25 protein-coding genes and 1 other RNA gene are annotated in these 25,768 nt (G+C 45.1%); 7 read left to right on the forward strand and 19 right to left on the reverse strand.

Features of this window, described 5'->3' with window-relative positions:
- Positions 1–12: 12 nt before the first annotated feature.
- From murG to rsmI, 11 genes are all read right to left on the reverse strand, one after another.
- Positions 13–1,074 carry an undecaprenyldiphospho-muramoylpentapeptide beta-N-acetylglucosaminyltransferase gene (gene murG, locus OCV36_RS13620; RefSeq protein WP_135456281.1) on the reverse strand — a complete coding sequence of 354 codons (1,062 nt, stop codon included), beginning with the start codon at positions 1,072–1,074 and terminating at the stop codon, positions 13–15.
- 12 nt (positions 1,075–1,086) lie between these two features.
- Positions 1,087–2,283 (reverse strand): cell division protein FtsW, encoded by a 1,197-nt coding sequence (gene ftsW, locus OCV36_RS13625; RefSeq protein WP_102513244.1) that lies wholly within the window; start codon positions 2,281–2,283, stop codon positions 1,087–1,089.
- A 22-nt stretch (positions 2,284–2,305) separates the two neighbouring features.
- Complete coding sequence (gene murD / locus OCV36_RS13630) at positions 2,306–3,622, reverse strand: UDP-N-acetylmuramoyl-L-alanine--D-glutamate ligase (RefSeq protein ID WP_135456230.1); 1,317 nt, start codon at positions 3,620–3,622, stop codon at positions 2,306–2,308.
- A gap of 57 nt (positions 3,623–3,679) precedes the next feature.
- On the reverse strand, positions 3,680–4,762 hold the full coding sequence (gene mraY / locus OCV36_RS13635) for a phospho-N-acetylmuramoyl-pentapeptide-transferase (protein WP_017072818.1): 1,083 nt from the start codon (positions 4,760–4,762) through the stop codon (positions 3,680–3,682).
- Positions 4,759–6,132, reverse strand: coding sequence for a UDP-N-acetylmuramoyl-tripeptide--D-alanyl-D-alanine ligase (locus OCV36_RS13640; protein WP_135456228.1), 1,374 nt, complete (start codon positions 6,130–6,132; stop codon positions 4,759–4,761). Before OCV36_RS13640 ends, mraY begins: the two co-directional genes overlap by 4 nt.
- Positions 6,129–7,616, reverse strand: coding sequence for a UDP-N-acetylmuramoyl-L-alanyl-D-glutamate--2,6-diaminopimelate ligase (gene murE, locus OCV36_RS13645; RefSeq protein WP_017072816.1), 1,488 nt, complete (start codon positions 7,614–7,616; stop codon positions 6,129–6,131). Before murE ends, OCV36_RS13640 begins: the two co-directional genes overlap by 4 nt.
- Positions 7,617–7,634: 18 nt before the next feature.
- Entirely contained in the window at positions 7,635–9,392 is a 1,758-nt protein-coding gene (locus tag OCV36_RS13650) for a peptidoglycan glycosyltransferase FtsI (protein ID WP_017072815.1), read from the reverse strand.
- Entirely contained in the window at positions 9,389–9,706 is a 318-nt protein-coding gene (ftsL, locus tag OCV36_RS13655) for a cell division protein FtsL (RefSeq protein ID WP_017072814.1), read from the reverse strand. The genes OCV36_RS13650 and ftsL overlap by 4 nt, the downstream gene beginning before the upstream one ends.
- 3 nt (positions 9,707–9,709) lie before the next feature.
- The gene (gene rsmH / locus OCV36_RS13660) at positions 9,710–10,660 is read right to left on the reverse strand and encodes a 16S rRNA (cytosine(1402)-N(4))-methyltransferase RsmH (protein WP_135456226.1); all 951 of its coding nucleotides are present in this window, start codon (positions 10,658–10,660) and stop codon (positions 9,710–9,712) included.
- A 228-nt stretch (positions 10,661–10,888) separates the two neighbouring features.
- Positions 10,889–11,328, reverse strand: an RNA gene (rnpB, locus tag OCV36_RS13665) — RNase P RNA component class A.
- A gap of 177 nt (positions 11,329–11,505) precedes the next feature.
- Positions 11,506–12,372 carry a 16S rRNA (cytidine(1402)-2'-O)-methyltransferase gene (gene rsmI / locus OCV36_RS13670; protein ID WP_102553848.1) on the reverse strand — a complete coding sequence of 289 codons (867 nt, stop codon included), beginning with the start codon at positions 12,370–12,372 and terminating at the stop codon, positions 11,506–11,508.
- A gap of 61 nt (positions 12,373–12,433) precedes the next feature.
- Here rsmI and OCV36_RS13675 point away from each other — a divergent pair, with 61 nt between their 5' ends.
- From OCV36_RS13675 to OCV36_RS13690, 4 genes are read left to right on the forward strand one after another with little or no spacing between them, the layout of a single operon-like run.
- Positions 12,434–14,251 (forward strand): penicillin-binding protein activator, encoded by a 1,818-nt coding sequence (locus OCV36_RS13675; protein WP_135456224.1) that lies wholly within the window; start codon positions 12,434–12,436, stop codon positions 14,249–14,251.
- Positions 14,238–14,636 carry a YraN family protein gene (locus OCV36_RS13680; RefSeq protein ID WP_135456222.1) on the forward strand — a complete coding sequence of 133 codons (399 nt, stop codon included), beginning with the start codon at positions 14,238–14,240 and terminating at the stop codon, positions 14,634–14,636. Before OCV36_RS13675 ends, OCV36_RS13680 begins: the two co-directional genes overlap by 14 nt.
- 2 nt (positions 14,637–14,638) lie before the next feature.
- Complete coding sequence (locus OCV36_RS13685; RefSeq protein ID WP_010434705.1) at positions 14,639–15,229, forward strand: phosphoheptose isomerase; 591 nt, start codon at positions 14,639–14,641, stop codon at positions 15,227–15,229.
- A gap of 16 nt (positions 15,230–15,245) precedes the next feature.
- A complete protein-coding gene (locus tag OCV36_RS13690) occupies positions 15,246–15,854 on the forward strand; it encodes a BON domain-containing protein (protein WP_017072809.1) in 609 nt (202 codons plus the stop codon).
- A 158-nt stretch (positions 15,855–16,012) separates the two neighbouring features.
- Here OCV36_RS13690 and sspB read toward each other — a convergent pair whose 3' ends face one another.
- The 8 genes from sspB to zapE all read right to left on the reverse strand — a co-directional run bounded on the left by sspB (position 16,013) and on the right by zapE (position 22,355).
- Positions 16,013–16,492, reverse strand: coding sequence for a ClpXP protease specificity-enhancing factor (gene sspB / locus OCV36_RS13695; RefSeq protein ID WP_017067238.1), 480 nt, complete (start codon positions 16,490–16,492; stop codon positions 16,013–16,015).
- A gap of 21 nt (positions 16,493–16,513) precedes the next feature.
- Entirely contained in the window at positions 16,514–17,149 is a 636-nt protein-coding gene (sspA, locus tag OCV36_RS13700) for a stringent starvation protein SspA (RefSeq protein ID WP_017072807.1), read from the reverse strand.
- 98 nt (positions 17,150–17,247) lie between these two features.
- Positions 17,248–17,985 (reverse strand): cytochrome c1, encoded by a 738-nt coding sequence (locus tag OCV36_RS13705; protein ID WP_017072806.1) that lies wholly within the window; start codon positions 17,983–17,985, stop codon positions 17,248–17,250.
- The gene (locus OCV36_RS13710) at positions 17,982–19,247 is read right to left on the reverse strand and encodes a cytochrome b (RefSeq protein WP_017072805.1); all 1,266 of its coding nucleotides are present in this window, start codon (positions 19,245–19,247) and stop codon (positions 17,982–17,984) included. Before OCV36_RS13710 ends, OCV36_RS13705 begins: the two co-directional genes overlap by 4 nt.
- Positions 19,247–19,837, reverse strand: a complete 591-nt coding sequence (gene petA, locus OCV36_RS13715) for a ubiquinol-cytochrome c reductase iron-sulfur subunit (RefSeq protein WP_017072804.1) — start codon at positions 19,835–19,837, stop codon at positions 19,247–19,249. The genes OCV36_RS13710 and petA overlap by 1 nt, the downstream gene beginning before the upstream one ends.
- Positions 19,838–20,168: 331 nt before the next feature.
- Positions 20,169–20,561 carry a 30S ribosomal protein S9 gene (gene rpsI, locus OCV36_RS13720; RefSeq protein WP_004740758.1) on the reverse strand — a complete coding sequence of 131 codons (393 nt, stop codon included), beginning with the start codon at positions 20,559–20,561 and terminating at the stop codon, positions 20,169–20,171.
- Between the two features lie 15 nt (positions 20,562–20,576).
- Positions 20,577–21,005 (reverse strand): 50S ribosomal protein L13, encoded by a 429-nt coding sequence (gene rplM / locus OCV36_RS13725; RefSeq protein WP_010434689.1) that lies wholly within the window; start codon positions 21,003–21,005, stop codon positions 20,577–20,579.
- Between the two features lie 246 nt (positions 21,006–21,251).
- Positions 21,252–22,355, reverse strand: a complete 1,104-nt coding sequence (gene zapE / locus OCV36_RS13730) for a cell division protein ZapE (protein WP_135456220.1) — start codon at positions 22,353–22,355, stop codon at positions 21,252–21,254.
- Between the two features lie 219 nt (positions 22,356–22,574).
- On the opposite strand from zapE, the gene zapG reads away from it, so the two are divergent.
- The 3 genes from zapG to degS all read left to right on the forward strand — a co-directional run bounded on the left by zapG (position 22,575) and on the right by degS (position 25,731).
- Positions 22,575–23,030, forward strand: coding sequence for a Z-ring associated protein ZapG (gene zapG / locus OCV36_RS13735; protein ID WP_135456217.1), 456 nt, complete (start codon positions 22,575–22,577; stop codon positions 23,028–23,030).
- Between the two features lie 126 nt (positions 23,031–23,156).
- Positions 23,157–24,512, forward strand: a complete 1,356-nt coding sequence (locus OCV36_RS13740) for a Do family serine endopeptidase (protein WP_135456280.1) — start codon at positions 23,157–23,159, stop codon at positions 24,510–24,512.
- A gap of 154 nt (positions 24,513–24,666) precedes the next feature.
- A complete protein-coding gene (gene degS, locus OCV36_RS13745; RefSeq protein ID WP_029224735.1) occupies positions 24,667–25,731 on the forward strand; it encodes an outer membrane-stress sensor serine endopeptidase DegS in 1,065 nt (354 codons plus the stop codon).
- The last annotated feature ends 37 nt before the right edge of the window (positions 25,732–25,768 follow it).

Consider the following 25,768-nt stretch of genomic DNA (forward strand, 5'->3'; position numbering starts at 1 on the left):
AATTCAATCTCATTATTTTGCTAAAGCTTTAATTGCTTCAGCGACAGTAACATCAGCATCAAGCTTGGCTGCTTGACGAGCTTTTGTTGCCATCATTTTCAATTCATTTCTATCTAACTGAGCGATAGCATTCGCTAGCTTATCAGCCGTCAGTTGAGGCTGTTCAATCATTAACGCCGCGCCACATTCAACTAAGTGATCAGCATTCAACGCTTGCTGCCTATCTTTATGCATAAATGGAACAAAGATAGAGCCAACACCAGCGGCTGACACTTCAGATACGGTCAATGCACCTGAACGACAAACTAATAGATCTGCCCATTCATAAGCTTGCGCCACATCATCAATAAATTCAGTTACTTGAACATTACCTACAGAATGTGATTTGTATTGTTCAATCACTTGTTGTTGATTGTTCTTTCCGGCTTGGTGCATCACCGTGAAGCCCTCGCCAAGCTGTGCCATGGTAACCGGCAAGGTATCGTTCAGAATTTTAGCGCCCTGACTGCCGCCCATGACCAAGATACGAATATCGCCTTCACGCTTTGCAAGGCGAAGTTCTGGTTCAGGAAGGCTAACCACATCTTCACGCACTGGATTACCCACAACTTCAGCAGTAGGAAAAGCACCTGGGAAAGCCTGGAAAACCTTTTTAGCAATTTTAGAGAGCCATTGGTTGGTTAAACCTGCCACCGCGTTTTGTTCATGCAAAACTACTGGAATACCAGACAACCATGCCGCTATCCCACCGGGGCCACTGACATAACCACCCATACCAAGTACCACATCCGGCTGCCACGCTTTAATGTGTTGCCTTGCTTGAAGTATGGCATTAATAATCTGGAATGGAGCTTTAATTAATTTGCTAATGCCTTGACCACGCAGGCCTTTCACTTTAATGAAATCGATTTCAATACCATGCTTTGGTACCAAATCCGCTTCCATTCTGTCTGCAGTTCCTAACCAGCGAATTTCCCAACCTTGTTGCTGTAGCTTTTTAGCCACCGCTAAGCCAGGGAAAACATGACCGCCAGTACCACCAGCCATCACTAAAAGTTTTTTGTTTTGTTTCATCACGTTAGATTCTTATTCTACTAATTCGTTTTGATTATCGGCTTGTTCTTTTTGTTGCACCCGACATTCGTGATCAATGCGTAATAGCATTGAAACCGCAACAGACATCACGATGAGACTTGATCCACCGTAACTGATCAACGGCAATGTTAGACCTTTAGTTGGAACAATACCTGAAGCGGCACCTACGTTAACAAGCGTCTGAAATGCAAACCAAATACCAATACCAAAGGCAAGATAACCGCTGAATAACTGGTCGTTCTCAAATGCTTTCTTGCCAATTAAAATCGCTTTCAGTACCAAACTAAAAATAAGAATCAGCACTAAAGTTACACCAACAAAGCCTAGCTCTTCTGCTAATACAGCAAACACAAAATCGGTATGTGCTTCTGGCAAATATTCTAACTTTTGAACTGAGTTACCAAGGCCTTGCCCCATCCAATCACCGCGGCCAAACGCCATCAATGATTGGGTTAACTGGTAACCACTGCCGAACGGGTCATTCCAAGGTTCCCAGAATGAGGTCACACGTCGAACACGATAAGGTTCTATTACAATCAATCCAACGACCGCGGCAATACCCGCCACCATCAAGGCAATAAACTGTGAAAGCTTGGCGCCTGCGATAAATAGCATACCGAACAAGGTCACCAGCATTACAACTACCGTACCTAAATCGGGCTGGCCAAGTAGTAACACAGCAAAAGCACCGAATACCATGATCGGTTTACCAAAGCCACCGAAGAAGGTTTTTCTCACTTCGTCTTGTTTACGAACTAAATAACCCGCCATAAAGATAAACAGCGATAACTTAGCGACTTCAGCGGGTTGTAAGTTAAATAATCCAAGAGGGATCCAGCGCGATGCACCATTAACTGACTTACCGACAGCCAATACCACGACCAGCAAAAAGAAAGATAAGCCCAATAGGTACATACTGTATTGAAACCAACGCTTCATTGGAATTTGCAATATGACGCTGGATACGATTAACGCCAACACAAGAAAAATGGCATGGCGGAACATAAAGTGAAACGGCTGATCGGTTAAACGAGCACTGATTGGGAACGAAGCAGACGTCACCATCACCAATCCGGTCAGCATCAGTCCAAGAGCAATCCAAACCAACTGACGATCGTAGAGCGCCTCTGGTGTGGCACGGTTTAGCCATTGCCAAATGGATTGATTAATCTCTTTCACTCTTTGCACTGAATGTTAGTCCTTCAACACGTTAGGCATACTCATGAGCAAGGTCAGTGAACGCATCACCTCTCGCCATGAAGTTATTAAATTGATCGAAGCTCGCACACGCAGGAGACAACATCACCATGTCACCCGAGGCTAGTTGTGCAGAGATACTCTCGATGATGTCACGCATGGTATCAAACGTCTTCGCCGATGGATGTAATGGCATAAATTGCGCTGCATCTTCACCGAAGCAACACAGTTGAACACGCTCTAGCTGTGACAACACAGGTTCAAGCTCACTGAAATCGGCACCTTTACCCACGCCACCAACCAAAAGATATAAAGTACCTTGGTACTCTAGCCCCGACAAAGCGGCTAATGTGCTGGCTACATTGGTTGCTTTCGAGTCGTTAACCCATTTGATAGCGCGTTTATCTGCCACCACTTGGCAACGATGAGTTAAACCGTTGTAGGTTTTCAAAGCTTCAAGGCTTTTGTTGTAATCGATACCGACTAGCTTAAGTAGTGCCAACGAGACTAACGCATTCGCCACATTATGACGTCCAACCAATGTCAAATCTTGGGTAGGAAGTACTGACTTAGCGTTATCGATTAGCCATTCAGTGCCATCAATTGTTGCCACACCAAACTCTTGGTCATCGAGACCAAATGTCACTACCTGCATCTCGTGATCTGGATAAGTTTCTTTGTCGTCGCGGTTTACAATCGCGCACTGAGCATTGTTAAAGATTCTTAACTTAGCATCGCGGTAATCGGCCATGCCTTGGTAGCGATCCATATGATCTTCTGACAAATTCAAAAAGGCCGCCGCTGCTAGGTTCAAGCTAGATGTTGTCTCTAACTGAAAGCTTGAGAGCTCAAGGACATATAGATCGGCATCAAGCTCTAAAAGATCTAAGGCCGGAATACCGATGTTGCCACCGACACCAACGTTAAGACCAGCAGCCTTAGCAAGCACACCCGTTAGATCGGTCACCGTACTCTTACCATTGGATCCTGTTATTGCCACAACGGGTTTGTCTACCGCCCAGCCAAACAGTTCAATATCACCAACAACCGGAACACCCGCTTGAATAACATCTTGTATTTCAGGGGTCGCTAAGGCGATACCCGGGTTAGCAACGACTAAATCCGCTCCCGCTAACCATTGGCTATTCCAACTTCCAGAATGCAGTTCTACCGATTCAGGCAAAGATTCTCTGCCCGGTGGTAGCTCGCGAGTATCAATCACCTTCACATGTGTGTGAGGTTGATATTTTACGAGATGTTTAACGACAGAGAGCCCGGTAATACCGAGCCCCACAACCACTACATTTTGAATATTTTGCCAACGTTCCATTTAAACAAGATGCTCTTAATAGTTTTAAAGAGCCTCTAATCTGAGGCTCACATAGAATTAACGAACTTTCAGTGTCGCTAGGCCAACCAATACTAATACCATTGAGATGATCCAAAAGCGCACGATTACACGCGGCTCCGGCCAACCTTTAAGTTCGTAGTGGTGATGAATCGGTGCCATGCGGAAAATACGCTGACCACGCAATTTGTAAGAGCCTACCTGCAAAATAACTGACAAGGTCTCCATTACAAACACACCGCCCATGATAACCAATACCAATTCTTGGCGAACTAACACAGCGATCACCCCCAGTGCACCACCAAGTGCAAGAGAGCCCACATCGCCCATGAATACTTGGGCTGGGTAAGTGTTGAACCATAGAAAACCAAGACCAGCACCCACGATAGCCGTACAAACCACAACCAGTTCAGAGGTGTATGGGATATATGGAATGTGTAAGTATGCCGCGAAGTTAACGTTACCTGTCGCCCATGCAATCACAGCAAAGCCAGCCGCAACCATAACCGTTGGCATAATTGCCAAACCATCTAGGCCGTCCGTTAGGTTTACCGCGTTACTGGTACCCACAATAACAAAGTACGTTAGCACTATGTAGAACAAGCCTAACTGTGGCATCACATCTTTAAAGAAAGGAACAACCAATTGTGTTGCCGCAGTATCGTGTCCGTGAGCGTATAGAGCAAACGCGACAACCAATGCAATCGCAGATTGCCAAAAGTACTTCCAACGAGCAATCAAGCCGTCTGTATTTTTACGAACGACTTTACGGTAATCGTCAACAAAGCCGACCGCACCGTAACCGCCGAGGACAACCAGTACAGCCCAAACGTAAGGGTTAGAAAGGTCAGCCCACATTAATACCGTAATAATGATCGCAGCAAGGATCATCACGCCACCCATGGTTGGTGTACCACGTTTGCTAAAGTGAGATTCAGGGCCGTCATTACGAACAACTTGGCCAATTTGTAGCATTTGCAGACGCTCAATTAAACGAGGTCCCATCCACAGCGACAGACATAAAGCCGTCAAAATACTCGCGATTGCACGAAACGATAGGTATTCGAACAAACGGAAAAAAGAAAGGTGTGGCTGTAGTAGCTCTGCAAGCCAAATTATCATGAAAAGTTCTCCTTTAAAGCAGCGGCTATTTTACTCATTCCTGCACTATTTGCGCCTTTAACTAACAAAGTATGAGACGCGTTTTCTGGCAAGCATAATTGCTGCTCTATGTGTGCGATCATCGCTTGATGCGTTGCAAAGTGTGTCCCATTACAGACCTCACTAATCACCTTGGTATCATTACCGTAAGTGAGTACATGCTCAAAAGCGAATGGGGCAGCATATTCACCGACTTGACGGTGAAGTGCAAGACTTTCGTCGCCTAATTCAGCCATATTGCCTAAAATCAGCCAACGTTGACCTTTGAAGCTCGACAACAATTTAGCTGCCGCCTTCATTGCAGGTACGCTGGCGTTATAACTATCATCTATCAGCTTGATATTCTGACTTAATTGCTGAACCTCAACTCGTCCTTTAACCGAGATAAGATTCGCTAAACCATTTTTTATTTCATCAAGCGTTGCACCAAATTGAATGCTCAACGCTGCTGCAGCCAACGCATTCGCTACGTTATGCTGACCGATAATCCCAAGTTCAACAGCCGCTGTACCTTGTGGCGTTTGCATATCAAAGCAGGCTTCGCCTTGATCGTTGATTTCGATATTTTCAGCAAAATAATCGGCTTCACAGCTACTTTCAGAAAATGTCAGTACCGTTTTATCCGCAAGTACTTCATTCCAAAAGTCACCACCATTGCTCTCTAAGTTAACAATAGCAGTATCGCCGGCAGCAAGACCCTGAAAGATCTCACCTTTCGCTTGTTTCACGCCATCGATAGAACCAAAGCCTTCTAAATGCGCCGCGGCTACATTATTGACTAATGCCACCTGTGGTTTCACAAGCTGGGTGGTATAAGCGATCTCACCAATATGGTTAGCACCTAATTCGATCACAGCATAGTCGTCGTTTGGTTCACTACGAAGCAAGGTCAATGGCACACCAATATCATTATTGAAGTTACCTGCTGTAAACAGCACCTTGCCACGTTGTTGTAGAATACTTGCCACCATCTCTTTTACAGTCGTTTTGCCACAACTGCCAGTAATCGCCATGGTTGGAACATTACATTGTTTGTGGATCCAAGCACTTAGCTGACCTAAAGCAAGTTTAGTGTCTTCAACAACAACTTGGGTAATATTTAGGTCAAGTTTTCGTTCGACTAACAACGCGCTCGCATTCGCTTCAACCGCCTGATGACAAAAGTCATGAGCATCGAAACGTTCACCAACAATAGCAACAAACAATGCGCCTTCTTCGACTGTTCGAGTGTCGGTTGAAACGGCATTAATTACCTCATTGTTCGAGTTGTTAGCCTCAATCAACTCACCGCTGACAGCCAAGTAAATCTGTTCGAGTGATACATCAATCATTGTGAAATACCTAAAAGTTGTAGCGCAGACTCTCGGTCTGAGTAATGTACCGTTTTATCTTTCAACACTTGGTAATCCTCATGGCCTTTGCCAGCCAAAAGAATAATGTCATCACTGCCTGCTTGCTCAAGAGCGAACTTAACCGCTTGGTAGCGATCGTGCTCGACAAACGCCGATTCCGGTTCGCTTAAACCAGCCAGCATGTCTTTGACAATCAGTGCAGGATCTTCGCTGCGAGGATTGTCATCTGAAATAATGATCTTATCTGCGAACTGCTCCGCCGTTACCGCCATCATTGGACGCTTACCGGTGTCGCGATCTCCGCCGCAACCAAAAATTGCCCACAATTTTCCCGAGCAGTGCACACGCAATGCTGCCAAGGCTTTCTCTAGCGCATCTGGCGTATGAGCGTAATCAACAACCACTTTTGCTTTGCTCGGCACTTGGAACAGTTCCATACGACCAATAACAGGCTGAAGCTGAGGTGCAGTGTCGACTAATATTTGCTTGTCGATACCCAATGAAAGCAGAGTAGCAAAAGCAACCAGTACGTTTGAGGCGTTGAACTGACCAATCAATGGAACAGAAAGTTTCCCCTGCCCCCAACGACCATCAAACGAGAGCTTGATGCCCGTCTCTGCATAGGCGACATCAGACGCCCATACTGACTGTTGATAGCCCGTTAGCGGTGATAGTGAAACTGCGACGGCATTGGATAAATCTGACATCCAAGCTTTGCCAATTTCATCATCAACATTGATGACAGCGTGCTTGCACTTGTGCTGAGTAAACAAGATCTTCTTAGCCAATGCGTACTCTTCCATCGTGCCATGGTAATCAAGGTGATCACGACTCAAGTTAGTAAATACGCCTACCTCAAAGTCCAAAGCCTTTACTCGACTTTGCACCAAACCATGAGAGGATATTTCCATCGCGGTATAAACCGCTTTTTCTGCAGCTAACTCACTCAGTGTGCGCTGTATTTCGATAGCACTGCCTGTGGTGTTAGCCGCGGTTTTTAGATTATCTAAGAAGCCATTACCTGTGGTGCCCATTACCGCCGAACGCTGACCAACAAGATCAAGCCACTGAGCAATCAATTGAGTGATGGTGGTTTTGCCGTTGGTGCCTGTAACACCAATCAACTTAGTCGCTTGAGAAGAATAAACACGACCAGCCAATTCAGAGAGTCTTGAGTTAAGGTCTGTAACATAAGCCACAGGAACCGCGTTTAACCACTCAACCAAGCCATGAGCTTTCTCATCGCCAGCTTGTGCAATGACGGCTTTCGCACCTTGAGCGACCGCTTTGTCGATAAACCGACGACCATCGACAGCATGTCCGACGACGGCAACAAAAACATCACCTTCCTTGATGGCTCGGCTATCCAATTCCAACTGCTCAACAGCAATCGATTCTAGTTCAGGAGAACGAAAGTCTCCCCAAGGAGAAAGTAAAGATGACAGCGTGAGGCTATTACTCATATTGAATCCTGATTGGCTCTATTCTTGAAACTTGTTTTCATCAGCAGGGACGTTCAGTATTTGCAGTGCACCCTTCATAATTTCAGAAAAAACGGGGGCTGCGACCGAACCGCCATAGTAAAGGTCACCTTGAGGCTCATTGACTACAACAACCAGCGCCACTCTTGGGTCACTGACTGGAGCAAAGCCTGCGGTCACCGCGATGTATTCATCACTGTAGCCGCCCGCTTCAGCCTTACGAGAAGTACCCGTTTTGGCTGCAACGCGGTAACCCGGAACAGCGGCTCTTGTCGCCGTACCACCTTTTTGAGTTACCCCTTCGAGCATGTTCAAAACCAGTTCAGCGTTCTCGCGCTTGATGATTTGCTTAGAAAAATCTTGGTCGTTGCTCTTAATAATATGAATAGGCTCATACAAACCTTTGTTAGCTAACGTCGCATAAGCATGTGCCAACTGCATTGGTGTAACAGACAAACCATAGCCAAACGCTAAAGTAGCAATTTCAAACTTTGACCAACGACGGCGATTCGGAAAAATACCGCTCGTTTCACCAACCAAGTTGAGCCCAGACATCTCGCCTAGACCAACCGAACTGTACATCCCAAGCAGAGCTTCAAGTGGCATATTAAGCGCCAATTTCGCAACGCCGATGTTACTCGACTTTTTGAGGATCAGCGCTAAGTCAGCCTTGCCAACTTTGGAAGAGTCTCGCACGCGGCTACCACCAATCTGCATAATGCCATTGCCAGTATCAATAACGATATCAGGATCTGCAGTACCGTTCTCTAGCGCCGCCAAAACTACAAAAGGTTTCACGGTAGAACCCGGTTCCATAGCATCGGTAAGAACGCGGTTACGCATTTTGAAGCTTTGTAAGTCAGCGCGGTTGTTCGGATTATAAGAAGGGGCGTTAACCATGGCTAACACAGCACCCGTTTTTACATCGAGTAATACAGCAGAGCCTGAAGTCGCCTTGTGATCGGCCACGGCTTGCTTAATAGCGCGATAAGCAATGGCTTGTAATCGTTGATCGATCGTTAATTCGAGTGGTTTGCCTTCTTCACGCTCTTCTAAAGCAATGTTTTCAACAACGCGTCCATAGCGATCTTTACGAATCGTCCGCTTACCCGCCTCGCCCGTGAGCCATTTGTCATAGCTGCGTTCAACGCCTTCCAAACCGTGCCCATCAATGCCGGTCACACCGATAAGATGCGCACTGACTTCACCTGCTGGATAATAGCGGCGGGATTCAGCTTTAAGGCCAACACCCACCAGCTTTAGTTCACGAATATACTTAGCCATCGCGGGGCTAACTTGTCTTTGCAGGTAAATAAATCGGCGGGATTTGTTGCTAGAGATCTTATCGATCATTGATTGTCGTTCTAGGCCAAGTACATCGGCTAACGCATACCAACGATCAATTTGGGCCATACCATTTTTATCGAAAATGGTTTTCGGATCAGCCCATACCGCTTCAACTGGAACACTCACAGCAAGCGGTTCGCCATTGCGGTCTGAGATAATGCCGCGGGCGGAAGGAATAGCCTTAACACGTACCGAGCGAAGGTCACCCTGACGAATTAAGTTATCTGGTTCAATGATTTGGATGTAAGCCACACGACCAACAAGTGCAGCAAAGGCAAGAAACACGAAAGCAATAACGACGTTAAAACGCCATTTAATTAGAATTGGATCCGAATCCTTTTCGCTCTTCACTCGCTCTTTCGTTGATTTATTAACGGTTTTCGCGGGTGCTTTTTCCTTTTTACCGGTCATTTCAGTATGATCACAACTTCTTTATCAGAGTCTGGACGTTTCATGTCTAGCTCTCGTTTTGCCGATGCTTGAACGCGGCTATGTTCAGCCAGTGCTGTCTCTTCAAGCATTAAATTTCGCCACTCATCATCAAGCTGTTCTCGTTCAACTAATGCCATGTCTTTTTGCGTAATCGCCTGGCGTGACATATGCGTCGTGAGAACGACCCCCATCGCACTCGCAAAGATACAAATAAGAATCACCAATGGAACCCTGCCCACGGAGATCAAATCGAAAAATATTATCTTGGCTAAGTTCGGTTTGGAGGTCTTCATTGACTATAGCTTTTCTGCGATTCGTAGTACTGAGCTACGTGAACGAGTATTCTCATCCACTTCATCTTTAGAAGGCTTAATCGCTTTACCTACTGGTTTTAGATCAGCACTGCCTAAAGCTTTAATTTGATCTTCTGTTAATGGCAAACCGTGAGGAACTTGTGGTCCTTGGCTCTCTTTACGGATGAAACGCTTAACCATACGGTCTTCAAGAGAGTGAAAGCTGATAACAGAAATACGGCCTTGAGGAGCAAGAATACTTGCTGCGCCTTTCAGAGCTGTATCGATCTCTTCAAGTTCGCTATTGATGTAGATACGGAATGCTTGGAAAGCACGTGTCGCGGGATGCTTTTTCTCTTTAAAGTTCTTTGGAGCGACATCAGAGATAAGCTTAGCCAATTGGCCAGTACGTGTTAACGGTTCGTTCTCTTCGTTCTCTTGATAAGCAATGATGCCTTTCGCGATACGACGAGCGTGTTTGTCTTCACCGAACTCACGAATAACCCATGTAATGTCATCAAGATCCGCATCAACTAGCCACTGAGAAACCGGAATACCCGTTGTTGGATCCATACGCATGTCTAGCGGGCCATCTTTCATGAAGCTAAAGCCACGTTCAGCATCATCTAGCTGTGGTGAAGAAACACCTAAATCCAGTAAAACACCATCCACTTGACCGACTAAGTCATAACGCTCTGCATATTCAGCCATACCTGAGAATGGGCCGTGAATAATCGTAAAACGAGAGTCATCAATCTTCTGAGCTTCTGCAATCGCTTGTGGATCGCGGTCGATACTAAAGAGTCGTCCATTCTCGCCCAGTTTAGACAGGATTGTACGGCTGTGACCACCTCGGCCAAAAGTACCATCGATGTAGGTACCGTCAGGTTTGATCGCAAGTCCGTCAATAGATTCGTTAAGCAATACTGAAATATGTTTGAATGCTTCTGTCATAGTCTTCTCAGTGAGTGGATTGAGCCATTAGTTCGGCAATAATTTGTTCTATTAACGTTTTAGTGTACTGATTTCACGCCGTATCTCCACCATATTGTGTATAGGCTTTGGGAATTTTTGACCCAAGCTCATATCAGGATGAAGGATTCTAAGGAAATCTAAATAATTTACGTCAATATAAAGCAAAAAACCCATCACTACCGTTAAGTAATGATGGGTTCTTTATATAGGTGGAGTTGACACGTACGCCGGGTTCTGTTCCGCTTGCGCGGCGGTAACCATTCGTCTAGGCCTGCAATCGCTCACAGGCTCAAGCAATCTACCCGCCCCCATACGCGAGCAGCGCAATGCGAGGGCCTATTTGATCTTGCTCCGGGTGGAGTTTACCTTGCTACGAACTGTTGCCAGCCGCACGGTGCGCTCTTACCGCACCCTTTCAGCCTTACCTGTGCCTCTTCCGAAGAAATGAGGCCATCGGCGGTCTTCTCTCTGCTGCACTTGTCGTGGGCTCGCGCCCCCCAGACGTTATCTGGCACCCTGCTCTATGGAGCCCGGACGTTCCTCCCCTCTACCAGTCTCCCGAAGGACTTCAACGTCAGTTTCCCGAAGGACCTCAACGTCAGTCTCCCGAAGGACATCAGCAAAGCAGCGATTACCCGTTCAACTCCGGGGGCGGATTATATAGACATTAAAGGGCAGTGTCTAGCGAGATCACAAATATGCTGCAAACTACGGAGCAAATGCATGAATTTCACACAATCTAGACAAAAAAAGAGGAATAACGGTAATACCATCATTCCTCAGAAGCTTTTTCAGTAGAGGGCTTCTACAATATAAAGCGCAATCTAGTTGTCTAGATGCTCTAAGCCCCACTTATATAACGCGTTCTTTTTCAAGTTGTAGATTTCTGCCGTCATCGCTGCCGCTTTTTTAAGGGGCAATTCTTTGGTTAGGATACCAAGGGTTCGAGTTGCTTCGTCTGGCAGTTCTGTAGTCGCCTCTTCACGGTGACCATGAATCAGCAGCACCATCTCACCGCGCTTACGGTTCGAATCTTCTTCAATCCACTCAATAAGTTCACCGAGTGGCAACCCTTGGATGGTTTCGAATGTCTTGGTCAGCTCGCGCGCCAACACAACTTCGCGTTCTGGGCCTAAGATTTCAAGCATATCTTGCAAAGAGTCGGTAATACGGTGCGGTGATTCGTAGAAGATACAAGTACGCTCTGCTTTTGCGATCTCTAAGAACTTATCTTTGCGACCCTTGCTCTTTGGTGGCAAGAAGCCTTCAAAGCTGAAGCGATCCGACGGTAAACCAGAAGCACTTAACGCAGTAATCACTGCACAAGCACCAGGAAGTGGCACAACTCTCACACCCGCTTGACGACATTGTGAAACAAGATGGTAACCTGGGTCACTGATTAAAGGAGTACCCGCATCAGAGACTAATGCGATAGACTGACCTTCTAATAACCTTTCGACTAGAACTTGCGCTTTAGTTTGTTCATTATGATCATGTAAAGCGAACGTTCTGGTTGATATATTGAAGTGAGCAAGCAGCTTACCCGTGTGGCGTGTGTCTTCAGCTGCAATAACATCGACACTTGATAAAATTTCAATTGCTCTTTGAGTGATATCTCCCAAATTTCCGATTGGGGTTGGCACAATGTAGAGAGTTGGGCTCTCTGTGAGCAAGGTTTTGTTATCTGTCATTTGTTTACCATCACTTCAACGATTAATATAGATACAAATTTATACGGAATTTAAAGAACTCATGGCAACGATGAACCATAAGAGACTCAGTGTACCACGCTTACTCACTCCAATTGCATTAGCAATTACATTGGCGGCTTGTTCTTCAGGCCCTCAAGCACCAACGCGTGTTGATATTACACTCGATCCAGCGCAATCAACTGAAAGTTACATGATGCAGGCGGATAGTAGCAAAGGAAGTCTACAAAACGACTGGTTAATCATGGCACTTAAGGCTTCTGTGCAAGCTGGAAAAACCGATCAAGCGACTCTGCTTATCAAACGCTTAGCAAAACAAGAGCTAAGTGAAGTTCAACAAGCGGAGTGGCAATTAACCCGAGCTCAACTGCTGGTGAACAACTCACAACCGGAGCAGGCTTACAGCCAACTGAACTTCCAGCCTTGGTGGAAACTGCCTAACGAGCAATGGAAAGATTATCACGAGCTACGCGCTAACATTTCTGAAATGCAGAGCGAATATTTCGAAGCGAGCCGTGAGTTAGTGCTTTATTCAGAGTACTTGGACGCGGACGATGAGCTCCAACAACAAACTGCCGACCGTATTTGGCAAAACCTGAACAGCTACTCTCAATATGAGATTCTAGAGCTTAAAACGTCTCCGACAGAAGACGTGTTAGCAGGTTGGTTACAGCTGGCTATTTACATGAAAACTCTCAACTCTAACCTTCCAGATCTACAAAAAACACTGTCTGATTGGTTAGCGGAGAATCCTCGTCATCCGGCCGCAACTTACACACCTCAAGCGATTACCGACATCTTAGCGTTAGAAATCAGCAAGCCAACCAGCACAGCTCTGCTACTGCCGTTAACGGGTAAGTACGGCAAACAAGCTCAGCTTGTACGTGATGGTTTCATCTTTGCCATGATGAATGACAAAGAACGCGAAGAAGACGCGACGCTGACCGTTATGGACACTAACGTGCAAAGTGCCGCTGAAATTAAAGCGACACTGGAAGAAAACAACGTTGATTTCATTGTCGGCCCGCTGATTAAGAGCAACATCACTAAGCTTCAGCAAGCGCAAAAGAATCACGAGAATTCAATTCCAGCTTTGGCTCTGAACATTCCAACGCAGCTAGAACCTGATACCAACATTTGTTATCTCGCTCTATCGCCAGAACAAGAAGTCGCTCAGGCCGCGAAACACCTTTTTGCTCAGGGCTACAAGTTCCCACTGATCCTAGCTCCGAAAGGTCGTTTAGGTGACCGAGTTGAGCAAGCGTTTAAAGAAGAGTGGAAAAAATACAGCAGCAACGATGTCGCGATGAGCTTTTTCTCAGATAAACGTCAACTACAGCGCAATGTGAACCAAGTCTTCGGATTGCAAGAAAGCCAGCAACGTATCGCTCAAATGGACGGGTTACTGAACCTAGATCTAGAAACAGAGCCTCGCAGTCGTCGTGATATCGATTCTGTCTACATAGTGGCGAAGAACTCTGAACTAACGCTGATCAAACCTTTCATTGAAGTAGCAATCAACCCAGATGCTAGCCAACCAGCACTGTTCTCAAACTCTCGCAGCAACAGCGGTGATAAACAGTATGAAGACCTAACTGGTGTTTTCTACAGCGATATTCCACTGTTAGTTGAGAACAAGAACGAGCTTAACAAAGAGCTAAACGATTTATGGCCTGCACATTCAAACGGCCAAAAACGTTTGCAAGCGCTGGGGATGGATGCCTATTACCTAATGGATGCACTGCCACAGATGAAAGCCGTACAGGGTTACAGCATTCCAGGTGAAACTGGCGTGTTAACCATCGACAACAACTGTGTTGTTCAACGTGAAATCAGCTGGGCAGAGCATGGGGCTTTTTAGCCGAAAGTTCCTGTCTAAAGCACCTATCACCCACAAACAAGTGGGTGATAAATACGAGACCGTGGCTAAAAATTATTTAGTTGGCCACGGTTTATCGTTAATTCAAGAAAACTTCATAGCTAAATGTGGCGAGATTGATCTTATAATGCGCCATAACAATACGGTTGTGTTTGCTGAGGTAAAATACCGCAAGCAAACCAGCTACGGACATGCCGCTGAAATGGTAACAACAAAGAAGTCACAGAAGCTGCTCAAAACAGCCAATGTTTGGCTTATGCAGCAAGGCTTGTCGGTGCACTCTACAGATTTCAGATTTGATATCGTTGCCATTGAAGGGCCGAATGACAATATCGACTGGATTCAAAACGCGATTACCCAAGGATAAACATGCTAGACAGCATTAAAGAAAGTTTTACAGAAAGTATTCAAATCCAAATTGCGGCTGCAGAAGCACTGCCAGACGCAATCACGCATGCCGCACAAGCAATGGTTGCTACCTTGCTCAACGGAAACAAAATCCTTTGTTGTGGTAATGGTGGTTCGGCATCGAATGCTCAGCAATTTGTCTCGTGCTTGCTCAACCGTTTTGAAACAGAGCGTCCTAGCCTTCCAGCGATGGCACTAATGGCTGATAACACCACGTTAACGGCAGTAGCAAACGACTACCACTATGAAGAGATCTTCTCTAAACAAGTACGTGCATTTGGTCAAACGGGTGATATTTTACTGGCTATCTCTACCAGCGGTAACAGCAAGAACATCATTAAAGCAATGGAAGCCGCGGTAACACGTGACATGACGATCATTGCCTTTACTGGTAAAGATGGTGGTGAAATGGCAGGTTTGCTTGGCGAACACGATGTCGAAATTCGTATCCCTTCACACCGTACAGCGCGTATTCATGAAGTGCACATGGTGACACTGCATTGCCTATGTGACCTAATCGATCAAGTACTCTTCCCTGCTCACGAAGAGTGATACACGGAGCATCACAATGAAATCATTAACCTCTATGAGGCTGTTTAAGCTGATTAGTGTTTCGCTACTTACACTTTCCCTGTCTGGTTGTGCTGGAATTTTCATTGCTGGTGCAGCAACCACAGCGAACTTAGTCACTGATACGCGAACGACCAAAGAAATTTGGAACGACAACAATATTGAATTTGAAGTCGCCGCTATCACCAACAAACAACCTTACCGCGGAAATGTACGAGTTACAGCTAGCTCTTATCGAGGTTCAGTTGTATTGATGGGACAAGCGACCACAGATTCAGAGCGTCGCGCCTTTGAAAGCCAAGCTAAAGATGTGGCGGGCGTAGAGAGCATTCACAATCAGGTGCGCGTAAAAGAGCCACTTTCGATCAGTGCGATCAGTAAAGATAGCTGGATCACTACTAAGGTGAAATCCGCTTTACTGGCGAACGCTGATCTAAACGGCATCAAGGTTAAAGTGATAACTGAGGACTCAGAGGTATTCTTACTTGGATTAGTTTCTCGAGAACATGCTGATATCGCGACGGAAGTTGCACGTAATGTCTCAGGCGTAAAGCAAGTAATACGAGCATTCGAATATGGTGAAGAAGAAGAGACTTCGGTTAATTAACTAGTCACTTATATGTTCAATACTGGCTAATGCAGGTGCTCAGAAGCTGGATCAAAAAGCTGGGCAGCCTTAACTCACTGAAGACATAACCCGAAAGCACAAAAAGAAAAAGCAGCGATAAATCGCTGCTTTTTTATTTGGTCGTCATTTTACTAACGTTATTTGATAACACGAAGGCTTGGGCGACCTTTTGCTGGTCGAGGTGGCTCAGGATCTGAGTCAGGCTCTTCAGCATCGACGTCTGCCGTAGCTACGCTCAAAGATGGACCTTTTTCTGGTTCTTCAAAAGGACTTTCTTCAATCCCTTCTTCAAACGCTTCCATGTATGCCTCTTCAGGTTCAAACATGGTACCGGCACCATTTTCACGAGCGTAAATCGCTTGCACTGCATAAAGAGGAACGATCACAGAATGTGGACGACCGCTAAAGCGCGCACTAAACGTCACAGCTTCGTTACCCAGTTCAAGTTGTCCAACGGCACGAGGCGCGATGTTCAGAATGATCTGACCATCTTGAACAAACTCTTCTGGAACTCGCACACCTGGTAGTGTTGCTTCAACAACAAGGTGAGGAGTTAATTCGTTATCAACCAGCCATTCATAAAATGCACGAAGCATGTATGGTCGGCGTGGAGTCATATTTGAAATATCCATAAACGCTTAGCGAACGAGTCGCATCTCACGCTCAGCTTCCGTTAGAGAAGCTAGGAATGAATCACGTTCGAATACGCGGTTCATGTAAATCTTAAGCTCTTTAGAACCAGGACCAATTAGTTCGATACCAAGCTCAGGTAAACGCCATAATAGCGGAGCTAGGTAACAATCGATTAGGCTAAACTCTTCGCTCATGAAGTATTCATATTCAGCGAAAACAGGAGCAAGAGTCAGTAGGTCGTTGCGCAGTTTAACGCGAGCAGCTTCTGATTCTTCAGCGTTGCCTTTAACGATCTTCTCAGCAACTGAATACCAGTTACGCTCAATGCGGTACATCATTAGACGGCTATTACCACGAGCAACCGGGTATACAGGCATCAATGGTGGATGAGGAAAACGCTCATCAAGATATTCCATAATGATCTTTGAGTCATATAACGCAAGCTCGCGATCAATTAGGGTAGGTACTGATTTGTACGGGTTCAGTTCAACAAGCTCTGCTGGTAGATTTTTCTCATCAACCAACTCAACTTCAACACTTACGCCTTTTTCAGCAAGAACAATGCGCACCTGATGGCTATACATATCAGAAGCACTTGAGAAAAGAGTCATCACAGAACGTTTATTGGCAGCTACAGCCATGGAGCCCTCCAGTACACTTTAAATAAAAACAATGGAGGCCTAAAAGCCTCCATTGAACATTAACATAATTTGGGAATTAGCACGGTATTATAGCATAATTAGTGCACATCACGCCAATACTCTTTCTTCAGCAAAATCACAATGATAGTGAATATTACTAAGAAGGCCATAACCCACCAACCCATCGCATGACGCTCAAGTTGTACTGGATCACCCGAGTAAACTAGGAAGTTGACCAAGTCACGAACCGCTTCATCGTATTCACCAGTACTTAACTCACCAGAACCATCAGTTTCAGTACCAACAACAACGGTAACTTCTTCACCGTCTACCATGTGCGTTTCGTAAATTGGTGTAGGGATACCTTGTAGCTCTTCAAGAACGTGTGGCATACCAACACTTGGGAAAACAATGTTGTTCACACCAAATGGACGAGATGGATCTTCATAGAAAGTACGAAGGTACGTGTACAACCAGTCTGCACCACGAACACGAGCAACCAATGTCAGGTCAGGTGGTGGAGCACCAAACCAACTTGCTGCTTGATCCGCTGGCATCGAGTTAACCATCAAGCTACCAATTTTAGCTTCTGGATCGAAGATCAGGTTTTCCTTCATCAGGTCTACCGGAATCTCCAAATCATTAGCGACACGCTCATAGCGCTGGTACTGCGTTGAGTGACAAGCAAAACAGTAGTTCATGAACATCTTAGCGCCATTTTGCAATGAGGCCTTGTCTGTTAAATCATAGTTCGCTTTGTCTAACGGTACACTTGCGCCTGCTGCCATCGCCAATGACGGCAACATAGCAAATAAAATTACAATCCACTTTTTCATTTGAACGTCACCCTTTCCGGTAATGGTTTCGTCGCTTCATTTTTACTGTAGAACCACAGCAGAACGAAGAACATGAAGTAACCTAAGCTAAAGATTTGAGCGAGTAGCGTGTATGTTGGCGTTGCTGGAAGCGCACCAAGTATACCAAGCGCAATAAAGCTTATTGTGAATTGGATGATGTTAATCAAATGCAGTTTGCTACGGTAACGGTAAGAGCGCACTTTACAACGGTCGAACCATGGAAGTAGGAATAGCACCACAATAGAAGCGCCCATTGCAACAATACCTAACAGCTTATCTGGAACAGCACGTAGTACAGCGTAGAACGGCGTGAAGTACCAAACTGGAGCGATATGCTCAGGCGTTTTCAGTGGGTTTGCAGCTTCAAAGTTAGGCGGCTCAAGGAAATACCCACCCATCTCTGGGTTAAAGAACAGCACGTAACAGAACAGGAATAGGAAACCAGCAACACCTACCATATCTTTCACGGTCCCGTATGGGTGGAAAGGAATAGAATCGATGATGTCGTATTTCTTAGTGTAATCCTTGTGGAATGGGAACTGAGTTTTGTAATCGTCGCCCATTGTGCCTTTCGGAAGTTTTGTCTCGATACCGTCAGGGTTATTCGAGCCCACTTCGTGTAGCGCTAGTACGTGAAGTACGATAAGCAGCAACAGTACAATTGGTAGAGCGATAACGTGCAGTGCGAAGAAACGGTTTAGCGTTGCACCAGAGATGATGTAATCACCACGGATCCAAAGCGTTAAGTCATCACCTATAACAGGGATTGCACCGAACAAAGAGATGATTACCTGCGCGCCCCAGTAAGACATTTGGCCCCATGGTAGTAAGTAACCCATGAAAGCTTCAGCCATAAGCACTAAGAAGATCAACATACCGAAGATCCATAGTAGCTCACGAGGTTTTTGGTAAGAACCGTAGATTAGACCACGGAACATATGCAGGTAAATAACGACGAAGAACGCAGAAGCGCCAGTCGAGTGCATATAACGCAGTAACCAACCAAATTCAACATCACGCATGATGTATTCGACAGAAGCAAACGCACCATCACCAGACGGTACGTAGTTCATTGTTAACCAGATCCCCGTAAGGATTTGGTTAACCAATACCAACATTGCCAAAGAACCAAAAAGGTACCAAAAGTTAAAGTTCTTAGGCATTGGATATTCAGATAAGTGCTTTTTATAAGCATTCATCGCAGGTAGACGTTTTTCTACCCAATCAAGCAATCCTTGCATTATGCGTCTCCCTCGTCGACACCGATCATGATCTTCGTGTCACTCAAATACATATGCTTTGGCACAACAAGGTTCAACGGTGCTGGTACGCCCTGAAACACTCGACCTGCCATGTCAAACTTTGACCCGTGGCAAGGACAGAAGAAACCGGACTTAACACCTTGAACTTGCTCTGCGAAAGAATCAGGCAAGTAAGTAGGAGAACAACCTAAGTGCGTACAAAAACCGACAGCAATAAAGAACTCCGGTTTAATTGAACGGAATTCATTCTGTGCGTAATCGGGTTGTTGTTCAGTCTCAGATTGAGGGTCACGTAGTTGACCACCGATCGCTTTTAGGTTTTCTAGTACCGATTCAGCTCGGCGTACAACCCATACAGGTTTACCTTGCCACTCGACACGAACCATTTGTCCCGGTTCTAACTTACTGACTTCCACTTCCACCGGCGCACCTGCAGCTTTCGCCTTGGCACTCGGGTTCCATGATTTAATAAAAGGCACGGCTACAGCAGCTGCTCCTAAACCACCAACAACGGCTGTTGTTGCGGTTAAGAAACGCCTGCGACCGTTATTTAAAGGCGCGTTGCTCATCCAAACATTCTCCCATTTGCTCCTTATGGATTGAAATAATTCCGATTAAAGAGCATGGCTAACAAAATATGTATTTAGTTCTATTTATTGACGGCAAATGATAAATAAAACCCTACTTTTTGACAAGATAAAGCTACCTTTTTGTAACAATCATGAGGCAAAGCGCACATTGGGTTACAAAAGCTTTCAAAATATAAGAATTTGGGAATAAAACGAGGAGGGAAAAGCGTTTAGCGGGAGCTAGAAAGACAAAAAGCCCGGCATATAGCCGAGCTTTGAACCACAATTCCAGTAATAAAACTGGTCGCGTGTATTTTTCGGTAAGGAAAAATTAACGCTTAGAGAATTGAGGTTTACGACGTGCTTTACGTAGACCAACTTTCTTACGTTCAACGCAACGAGCGTCACGCGTAACATAGCCAGCTGCACGTAGAGCAGGACGTAGAGTTTCATCGTATTCCATAAGAGCACGAGTGATACCGTGGCGGATTGCGCCAGCTTGACCTGAAATACCACCACCAGAAACAGTGATGTAAAGGTCAAGTTTCTCAGTTAGTTCAACTAGCTCAAGAGGTTGCTTAACAACCATACGAGAAGTTGGACGACCGAAGTAAACATCAAGGCTACGCTTGTTGATTACGATCTCACCAGAGCCTGGTTTGATGAAAACACGAGCTGCTGAGCTTTTGCGACGACCAGTGCCGTAGTATTGATTCTCTGCCATTGTCTTAATCCCCAATTAGATGTCTAGTACTTGTGGTTGTTGAGCAACATGGTTGTGCTCAGTACCAGCGTATACTTTAAGCTTACGGTACATCGCGCGGCCTAGAGGACCACGTGGAAGCATACCTTTAACTGCTAGTTCAAGAACCATTTCTGGTTTCTTAGCAATAAGCTTTTCAAAAGTGATAGTTTTAAGACCACCTGGGAACTCAGAGTGACGGTAGTAAACCTTACCCTTAGCTTTGTTACCAGTCACAGCAACTTTCTCAGCGTTAACAACGATGATGTAATCACCAGTGTCTACGTGAGGAGTGTATTCTGCTTTGTGCTTGCCGCGTAGGCGAGAAGCGATTTCACTTGCTAGACGGCCAAGAGTTTTGCCTTCAGCGTCTACAACATACCAGTCGCGTTTTACAGTTTCTGGTTTAGCAACGAAAGTTTTCATGCTAATAATTACCTATTTAAAAAATTTACACTTAAGGAATACTCGCGTATTCCCACTGTCTAAGAGTTACCATCATCACCCCTTCGAGTGTTGGAAAACTCTTGGCATAACGTGATTTTACTCATCGCTAGAGGCCCGCAGTAACGGTAGGTCGCAGGATTATAGAGAAGAGCGAAGAAAAAATCACCTCTTTTTGAACAAAATCACGATTTTTTTAATTCTATTTCTTATTCGAGATAATCAGAGCTAAATTAAGTGCTCTTTTGCCAAATATTCATGGCTCTGCATTTCGATTAAACGCGACTGACAACGTTTAAACTCAAACTCTAGCTGACCATGGGTGTACAAATTTTCTAACTCAACGTCTGCTGAGATTATCAATTTCACATTGCGTTCATAGAACTCATCCACTAATGCAATAAAGCGTCTTGCCGCATCATCTGAGGTGGAACCCATTTGCAAAACATTTGCCAATAGTACCGTGTGATAAACCTTAGACAGTTCTATATAGTCATTCTGGCTACGAGCCGACTGACAAAGCTGAGCAAAGGTTCCATGCAGTACACCGTCACTCGCTTCTACTACGTCCAATTGACGATGATTAACCTCAATCTGTTTTAACTTCTCTTTATCTTCCCCCACAAGCTGTGCGTAATATTTTTCAAGATTGATATTCGCTTGGCTGTCTAATGGGTAGTGGTAGATTTCAGCTTGTTCTAGAGTACGCAGTCGATAATCAATTCCACTATCAACATTGAGAGTATAACAGTTGTCTTGAATCAGTTTGATAGCAGGTAAGAAACGCGCTCGCTGCAAGCCATTACGATACAAATCTGCAGGTGGGATATTTGAGGTCGCGACTAAAATAACGTTTCGTGCGAATAGTTCTTGGAATAAAGTCCCTAGGATCATCGCATCTGTAATGTCTGAAACAAAAAATTCATCGAAGCAAATGATATCGGCTTCTTCTTTTAGCTTGTCCGCCACTAAAGGTAATGGATCGCTTACATTACCTAATGCTTTCAACTCATCATGGACGCGATACATAAAGCGGTGAAAGTGTACTCGCATTTTTTTTGTGGTCGGTAAGGCCTCGTAAAACGTATCCATAAGATAAGTTTTACCGCGCCCTACACCACCCCAAAAATAGAGGCCTTTGGGTGGCTTTGGCGATTCGGCCTTTTTTCCAAGCAACTTTTGAAATCGAGTCAACTGAGGAGTTGGAGTATTCATGTAATCTTGGAATTGATGAAAGAGTTCATCTAAAGATTTAACGGCTTGCTCTTGTGCTGGATCTCTTTGAAATCCATGTTCTTTTATATCTTGTTCGTATTTTTTAACGGGATTCATGACGACATTTCCACAATGAAATCGATATCAGACAGCGAAGAAAAATGGGCCTAAGCAATTAGAGAATAAATGTCATGCGGCGAATAAAGCAGCACCAAACTGCTAAGTAGCGCACACGCATTTCTCTTTATACTGCGGCTTTCTCATAGTACCATGGAGCCGTATCACGTGTAACTAAGCAGTAACAAACATGTTAAAAAACAATAATAAGGAGCTGTTATGCCTTGGATGTATGCCGTTGCCGGTTTACTAGTCGGAGTTATTCTAGGAGTCGCTATTTCCCGTCTCATGACGCCTGAATACAAAAAACAAAAGAACGTACAGAAAGAATTAGATAGCGCAAAGTTTGCCCTTGAGCAACAGCGACAAGAGCTTGCTGACCACTTTGCGAAGTCAGCAGAAATGCTGGATACCTTAGGTAAGGACTACACAAAACTGTATCAACACATGGAAAAAACGAGCTCAGAACTCATCCCCAACCTACCTGAGCAAGATAATCCATTTGTGAAAACAGCGGCTGCCCACTCAGATAAACCACAAGAAAAAGCGTCCGTGAAAGAAGCAACACTTGAGGAGCAACCAAAAGATTACGCTAATGGCGCAACCGGTTTATTTAAAGAGCAGAAGAAAGAAATCATTGATGCTCCGGATGTCGTCACAGCAAAAGCGTCGTAAACATTTAACACTTCTGTGAACTTTACAAAGGTTTTTGAGTCATAACTTTCACTCAGGTCATTTGAAACCTCTCATATATATAACAAATATGAGAGGGGCAAGACCTTAACTAGAGAGGAGTTTATGATGAAAAAACCTTTGCTTGCTTTATCGGTACTGACTTTAAGCTTAAGTTCAATCATCACGCCAATTCAAGCGACAGCCGCACTGCCACTGAGTGTGGGTAATGAGCAATTACCTAGCCTAGCTCCTATGCTTGAACACGTTACCCCCGCTGTGGTTAGTATTGCCGTAGAAGGCAAACAGGTACAACGTCAGCAAATCCCTGAACAATTCCAATTCTTTTTTGGCCCAGAGCAAACACGAGAGCGCCCATTCCGAGGTTTAGGTTCTGGTGTCATCATCGACGCCAAGAAAGGTCATATCGTAACTAATTACCATGTCATTAATGGTGCTGACGATATCAAAGTAAAACTTCATGATGGTCGAGAATACGATGCTGAACTCATCGGTGGCGACCAAATGTCTGATATCGCACTGCTCAAATTAGAAAAAGCCAAAAATTTAACCCAAATAAAACTCGCAGACTCAGACCAATTACGAGTTGGTGACTTTAGTGTGGCTATCGGCAACCCATTTGGACTCGGTCAAACAGTGACATCCGGTATCGTTTCGGCATTGGGTCGTAGCGGCCTAAACCTAGAAAATTTTGAAAACTTCATTCAAACCGATGCAGCCATAAATAGTGGCAACTCTGGCGGTGCGTTAGTAAACCTTAACGGCGAGTTAATTGGTATTAACACCGCGATCCTTGGCCCTAACGGAGGTAATGTCGGTATCGGCTTTGCAATCCCATCCAATATGATGAAAAACCTGACAGAACAAATTCTCGATTTCGGCGAAGTTAAACGTGGCATGCTGGGTGTTCAAGGTGGAGAAGTGACCTCTGAATTAGCAGAAGCGCTCGGTTATGAATCAAGTAAAGGTGCTTTTGTCAGCCAAATTGTACCGGACAGCGCAGCAGACAAAGCTGGCCTGAAAGCGGGTGATGTTATTACCTCTATTAATGGCAAAAGTATTGATACCTTTAGTGAGCTCAGAGCAAAAGTGGCCACTTTGGGAGCAGGGAAACAAATTGAGCTTGGTGTCGTTCGTGACGGAAAAGACAAAACCTTTGATGTCACACTAGGTGAATCAACCAATAGTAAGACACAAGCGGAAAAACTCCATGAAGGATTAGCCGGAGCTGAGTTAACCAACACAACTGAAAGTGATGTTGCAACAGGCGTCAAAGTATCGAGTGTCGCTCAAGGCTCACCAGCTGAAGCTTACCAGCTTCTCCAAGATGACATCATCATCGGAGTAAACCGCCAAGCAGTTAAAAACCTGGCACAGTTTAGAGATATCTTAGAGAAACAACCTGGTGTTTTGGCATTGAATATTCAACGAGGTGATAGAACTATCTACCTTGTCATTCGTTAACAATTTGTCAGTATAACCAGAGGGAGACTGAATAAGTTTGCTTGAAACTTACTCAGTCTCCCTTTTCTTTAGATGAATCAAAATGCTATGCTTCACTAGTAATCAAGTCATCCATCCTCGGAGGCTTCACACCTTACTTGTTGAAGAGGGAAACATGCTGTCCTTTCTATTTCGTTCTATTTCCCTTGGACTTGTTTCAGCGGCGCTTATTCTTCTCGCATTTCCGAGCTTAAGATCAGGCATTGTTTCAGACGTCACTATCCCTAAAGTGGATAATATCGCCTCTCTTCAGATTTCATTTAACCAAGCGGTACGCCGAGCGGCACCTGCTGTGGTAAATATTTATAGCCGTAAATACGCAGAAAGCGATCGCAACAAGCTGCTGACTCAAGGCTTGGGGTCCGGAGTCATTGTCAGCGAAAAAGGCTACATCATTACCAACTTCCACGTTGTTGCTCAAGCTGACCAAATCGTCGTGGCACTTCAAGACGGACGAGTAGCCGCAGCGCAGCTTGTCGGTTCAGACAAGCGCACCGATATCGCGATACTCAGAGTCAGCGGTGACAACTTACCTGTGATTCCACTGAACCAAGATTACAAAGCAAACGTAGGTGACGTAGTATTGGCTATCGGTAACCCATACAATCTAGGCCAAACGACGACCTTTGGTATTATTTCGGCAACCGGTCGCTCTTCAATCAGTGCCGATGGTCACCAAGCCTTTATCCAGACAGACGCGGCAATCAATGAAGGTAACTCTGGTGGTGCACTCGTCAACTCACAAGGCGAACTGGTCGGCATTAATACGGCTTCTTTCCAACAAGCAACCGATATGGAAACCTACGGTATTTCGTTTGCTATCCCCTACCCACTTGCTAATAAAATCATGGAGAAGATCATCGCAGATGGTCGTGTGATTCGTGGATATATTGGTATTGACGGGCAAGATATCAATTCAGTAACGTCGCGCTTGCTTGGAAACAAGAACATTGGCGGCATTGTCGTACTGGGTATTGATCCTAACGGCCCTGCTGCAGATGCAGGCTTTGAAGCACAAGACATCATTGTCAGCATCAACAACACCCAAATTAACGGTCGACAAAGCGTGATGGACATCGTGACTGATTTGCGACCAGGCACTGTCATTGATGTTGGCATATTGCGCCAAGGAGAGAGTAAAACTCTTGAGGTTACTATTGCTGAAGATACTCGCCTGTAATTATATATTTATCTATAGTCCCATATAACGCGGTGAC

The organism is Vibrio echinoideorum, assembly GCF_024347455.1.
Classification (GTDB): domain Bacteria; phylum Pseudomonadota; class Gammaproteobacteria; order Enterobacterales; family Vibrionaceae; genus Vibrio; species Vibrio echinoideorum.

What these genes read in the sequence shown, in the direction of transcription:
- murG (WP_135456281.1), bottom strand. Translation starts at nt 1,074, where the DNA reads ATGAAACAAAACAAAAAACTTTTAGTGATGGCTGGTGGTACTGGCGGT.
- murD (WP_135456230.1), bottom strand. Translation starts at nt 3,622, where the DNA reads ATGGAACGTTGGCAAAATATTCAAAATGTAGTGGTTGTGGGGCTCGGT.
- mraY (WP_017072818.1), bottom strand. Translation starts at nt 4,762, where the DNA reads ATGATAATTTGGCTTGCAGAGCTACTACAGCCACACCTTTCTTTTTTC.
- OCV36_RS13640 (WP_135456228.1), bottom strand. Translation starts at nt 6,132, where the DNA reads ATGATTGATGTATCACTCGAACAGATTTACTTGGCTGTCAGCGGTGAG.
- murE (WP_017072816.1), bottom strand. Translation starts at nt 7,616, where the DNA reads ATGAGTAATAGCCTCACGCTGTCATCTTTACTTTCTCCTTGGGGAGAC.
- OCV36_RS13650 (WP_017072815.1), bottom strand. Translation starts at nt 9,392, where the DNA reads ATGACCGGTAAAAAGGAAAAAGCACCCGCGAAAACCGTTAATAAATCA.
- ftsL (WP_017072814.1), bottom strand. Translation starts at nt 9,706, where the DNA reads ATGAAGACCTCCAAACCGAACTTAGCCAAGATAATATTTTTCGATTTG.
- rsmH (WP_135456226.1), bottom strand. Translation starts at nt 10,660, where the DNA reads ATGACAGAAGCATTCAAACATATTTCAGTATTGCTTAACGAATCTATT.
- rsmI (WP_102553848.1), bottom strand. Translation starts at nt 12,372, where the DNA reads ATGACAGATAACAAAACCTTGCTCACAGAGAGCCCAACTCTCTACATT.
- OCV36_RS13675 (WP_135456224.1), top strand. Translation starts at nt 12,434, where the DNA reads ATGGCAACGATGAACCATAAGAGACTCAGTGTACCACGCTTACTCACT.
- OCV36_RS13680 (WP_135456222.1), top strand. Translation starts at nt 14,238, where the DNA reads ATGGGGCTTTTTAGCCGAAAGTTCCTGTCTAAAGCACCTATCACCCAC.
- OCV36_RS13685 (WP_010434705.1), top strand. Translation starts at nt 14,639, where the DNA reads ATGCTAGACAGCATTAAAGAAAGTTTTACAGAAAGTATTCAAATCCAA.
- OCV36_RS13690 (WP_017072809.1), top strand. Translation starts at nt 15,246, where the DNA reads ATGAAATCATTAACCTCTATGAGGCTGTTTAAGCTGATTAGTGTTTCG.
- sspB (WP_017067238.1), bottom strand. Translation starts at nt 16,492, where the DNA reads ATGACTCCACGCCGACCATACATGCTTCGTGCATTTTATGAATGGCTG.
- sspA (WP_017072807.1), bottom strand. Translation starts at nt 17,149, where the DNA reads ATGGCTGTAGCTGCCAATAAACGTTCTGTGATGACTCTTTTCTCAAGT.
- OCV36_RS13705 (WP_017072806.1), bottom strand. Translation starts at nt 17,985, where the DNA reads ATGAAAAAGTGGATTGTAATTTTATTTGCTATGTTGCCGTCATTGGCG.
- OCV36_RS13710 (WP_017072805.1), bottom strand. Translation starts at nt 19,247, where the DNA reads ATGCAAGGATTGCTTGATTGGGTAGAAAAACGTCTACCTGCGATGAAT.
- petA (WP_017072804.1), bottom strand. Translation starts at nt 19,837, where the DNA reads ATGAGCAACGCGCCTTTAAATAACGGTCGCAGGCGTTTCTTAACCGCA.
- rpsI (WP_004740758.1), bottom strand. Translation starts at nt 20,561, where the DNA reads ATGGCAGAGAATCAATACTACGGCACTGGTCGTCGCAAAAGCTCAGCA.
- rplM (WP_010434689.1), bottom strand. Translation starts at nt 21,005, where the DNA reads ATGAAAACTTTCGTTGCTAAACCAGAAACTGTAAAACGCGACTGGTAT.
- zapE (WP_135456220.1), bottom strand. Translation starts at nt 22,355, where the DNA reads ATGAATCCCGTTAAAAAATACGAACAAGATATAAAAGAACATGGATTT.
- zapG (WP_135456217.1), top strand. Translation starts at nt 22,575, where the DNA reads ATGCCTTGGATGTATGCCGTTGCCGGTTTACTAGTCGGAGTTATTCTA.
- OCV36_RS13740 (WP_135456280.1), top strand. Translation starts at nt 23,157, where the DNA reads ATGAAAAAACCTTTGCTTGCTTTATCGGTACTGACTTTAAGCTTAAGT.
- degS (WP_029224735.1), top strand. Translation starts at nt 24,667, where the DNA reads ATGCTGTCCTTTCTATTTCGTTCTATTTCCCTTGGACTTGTTTCAGCG.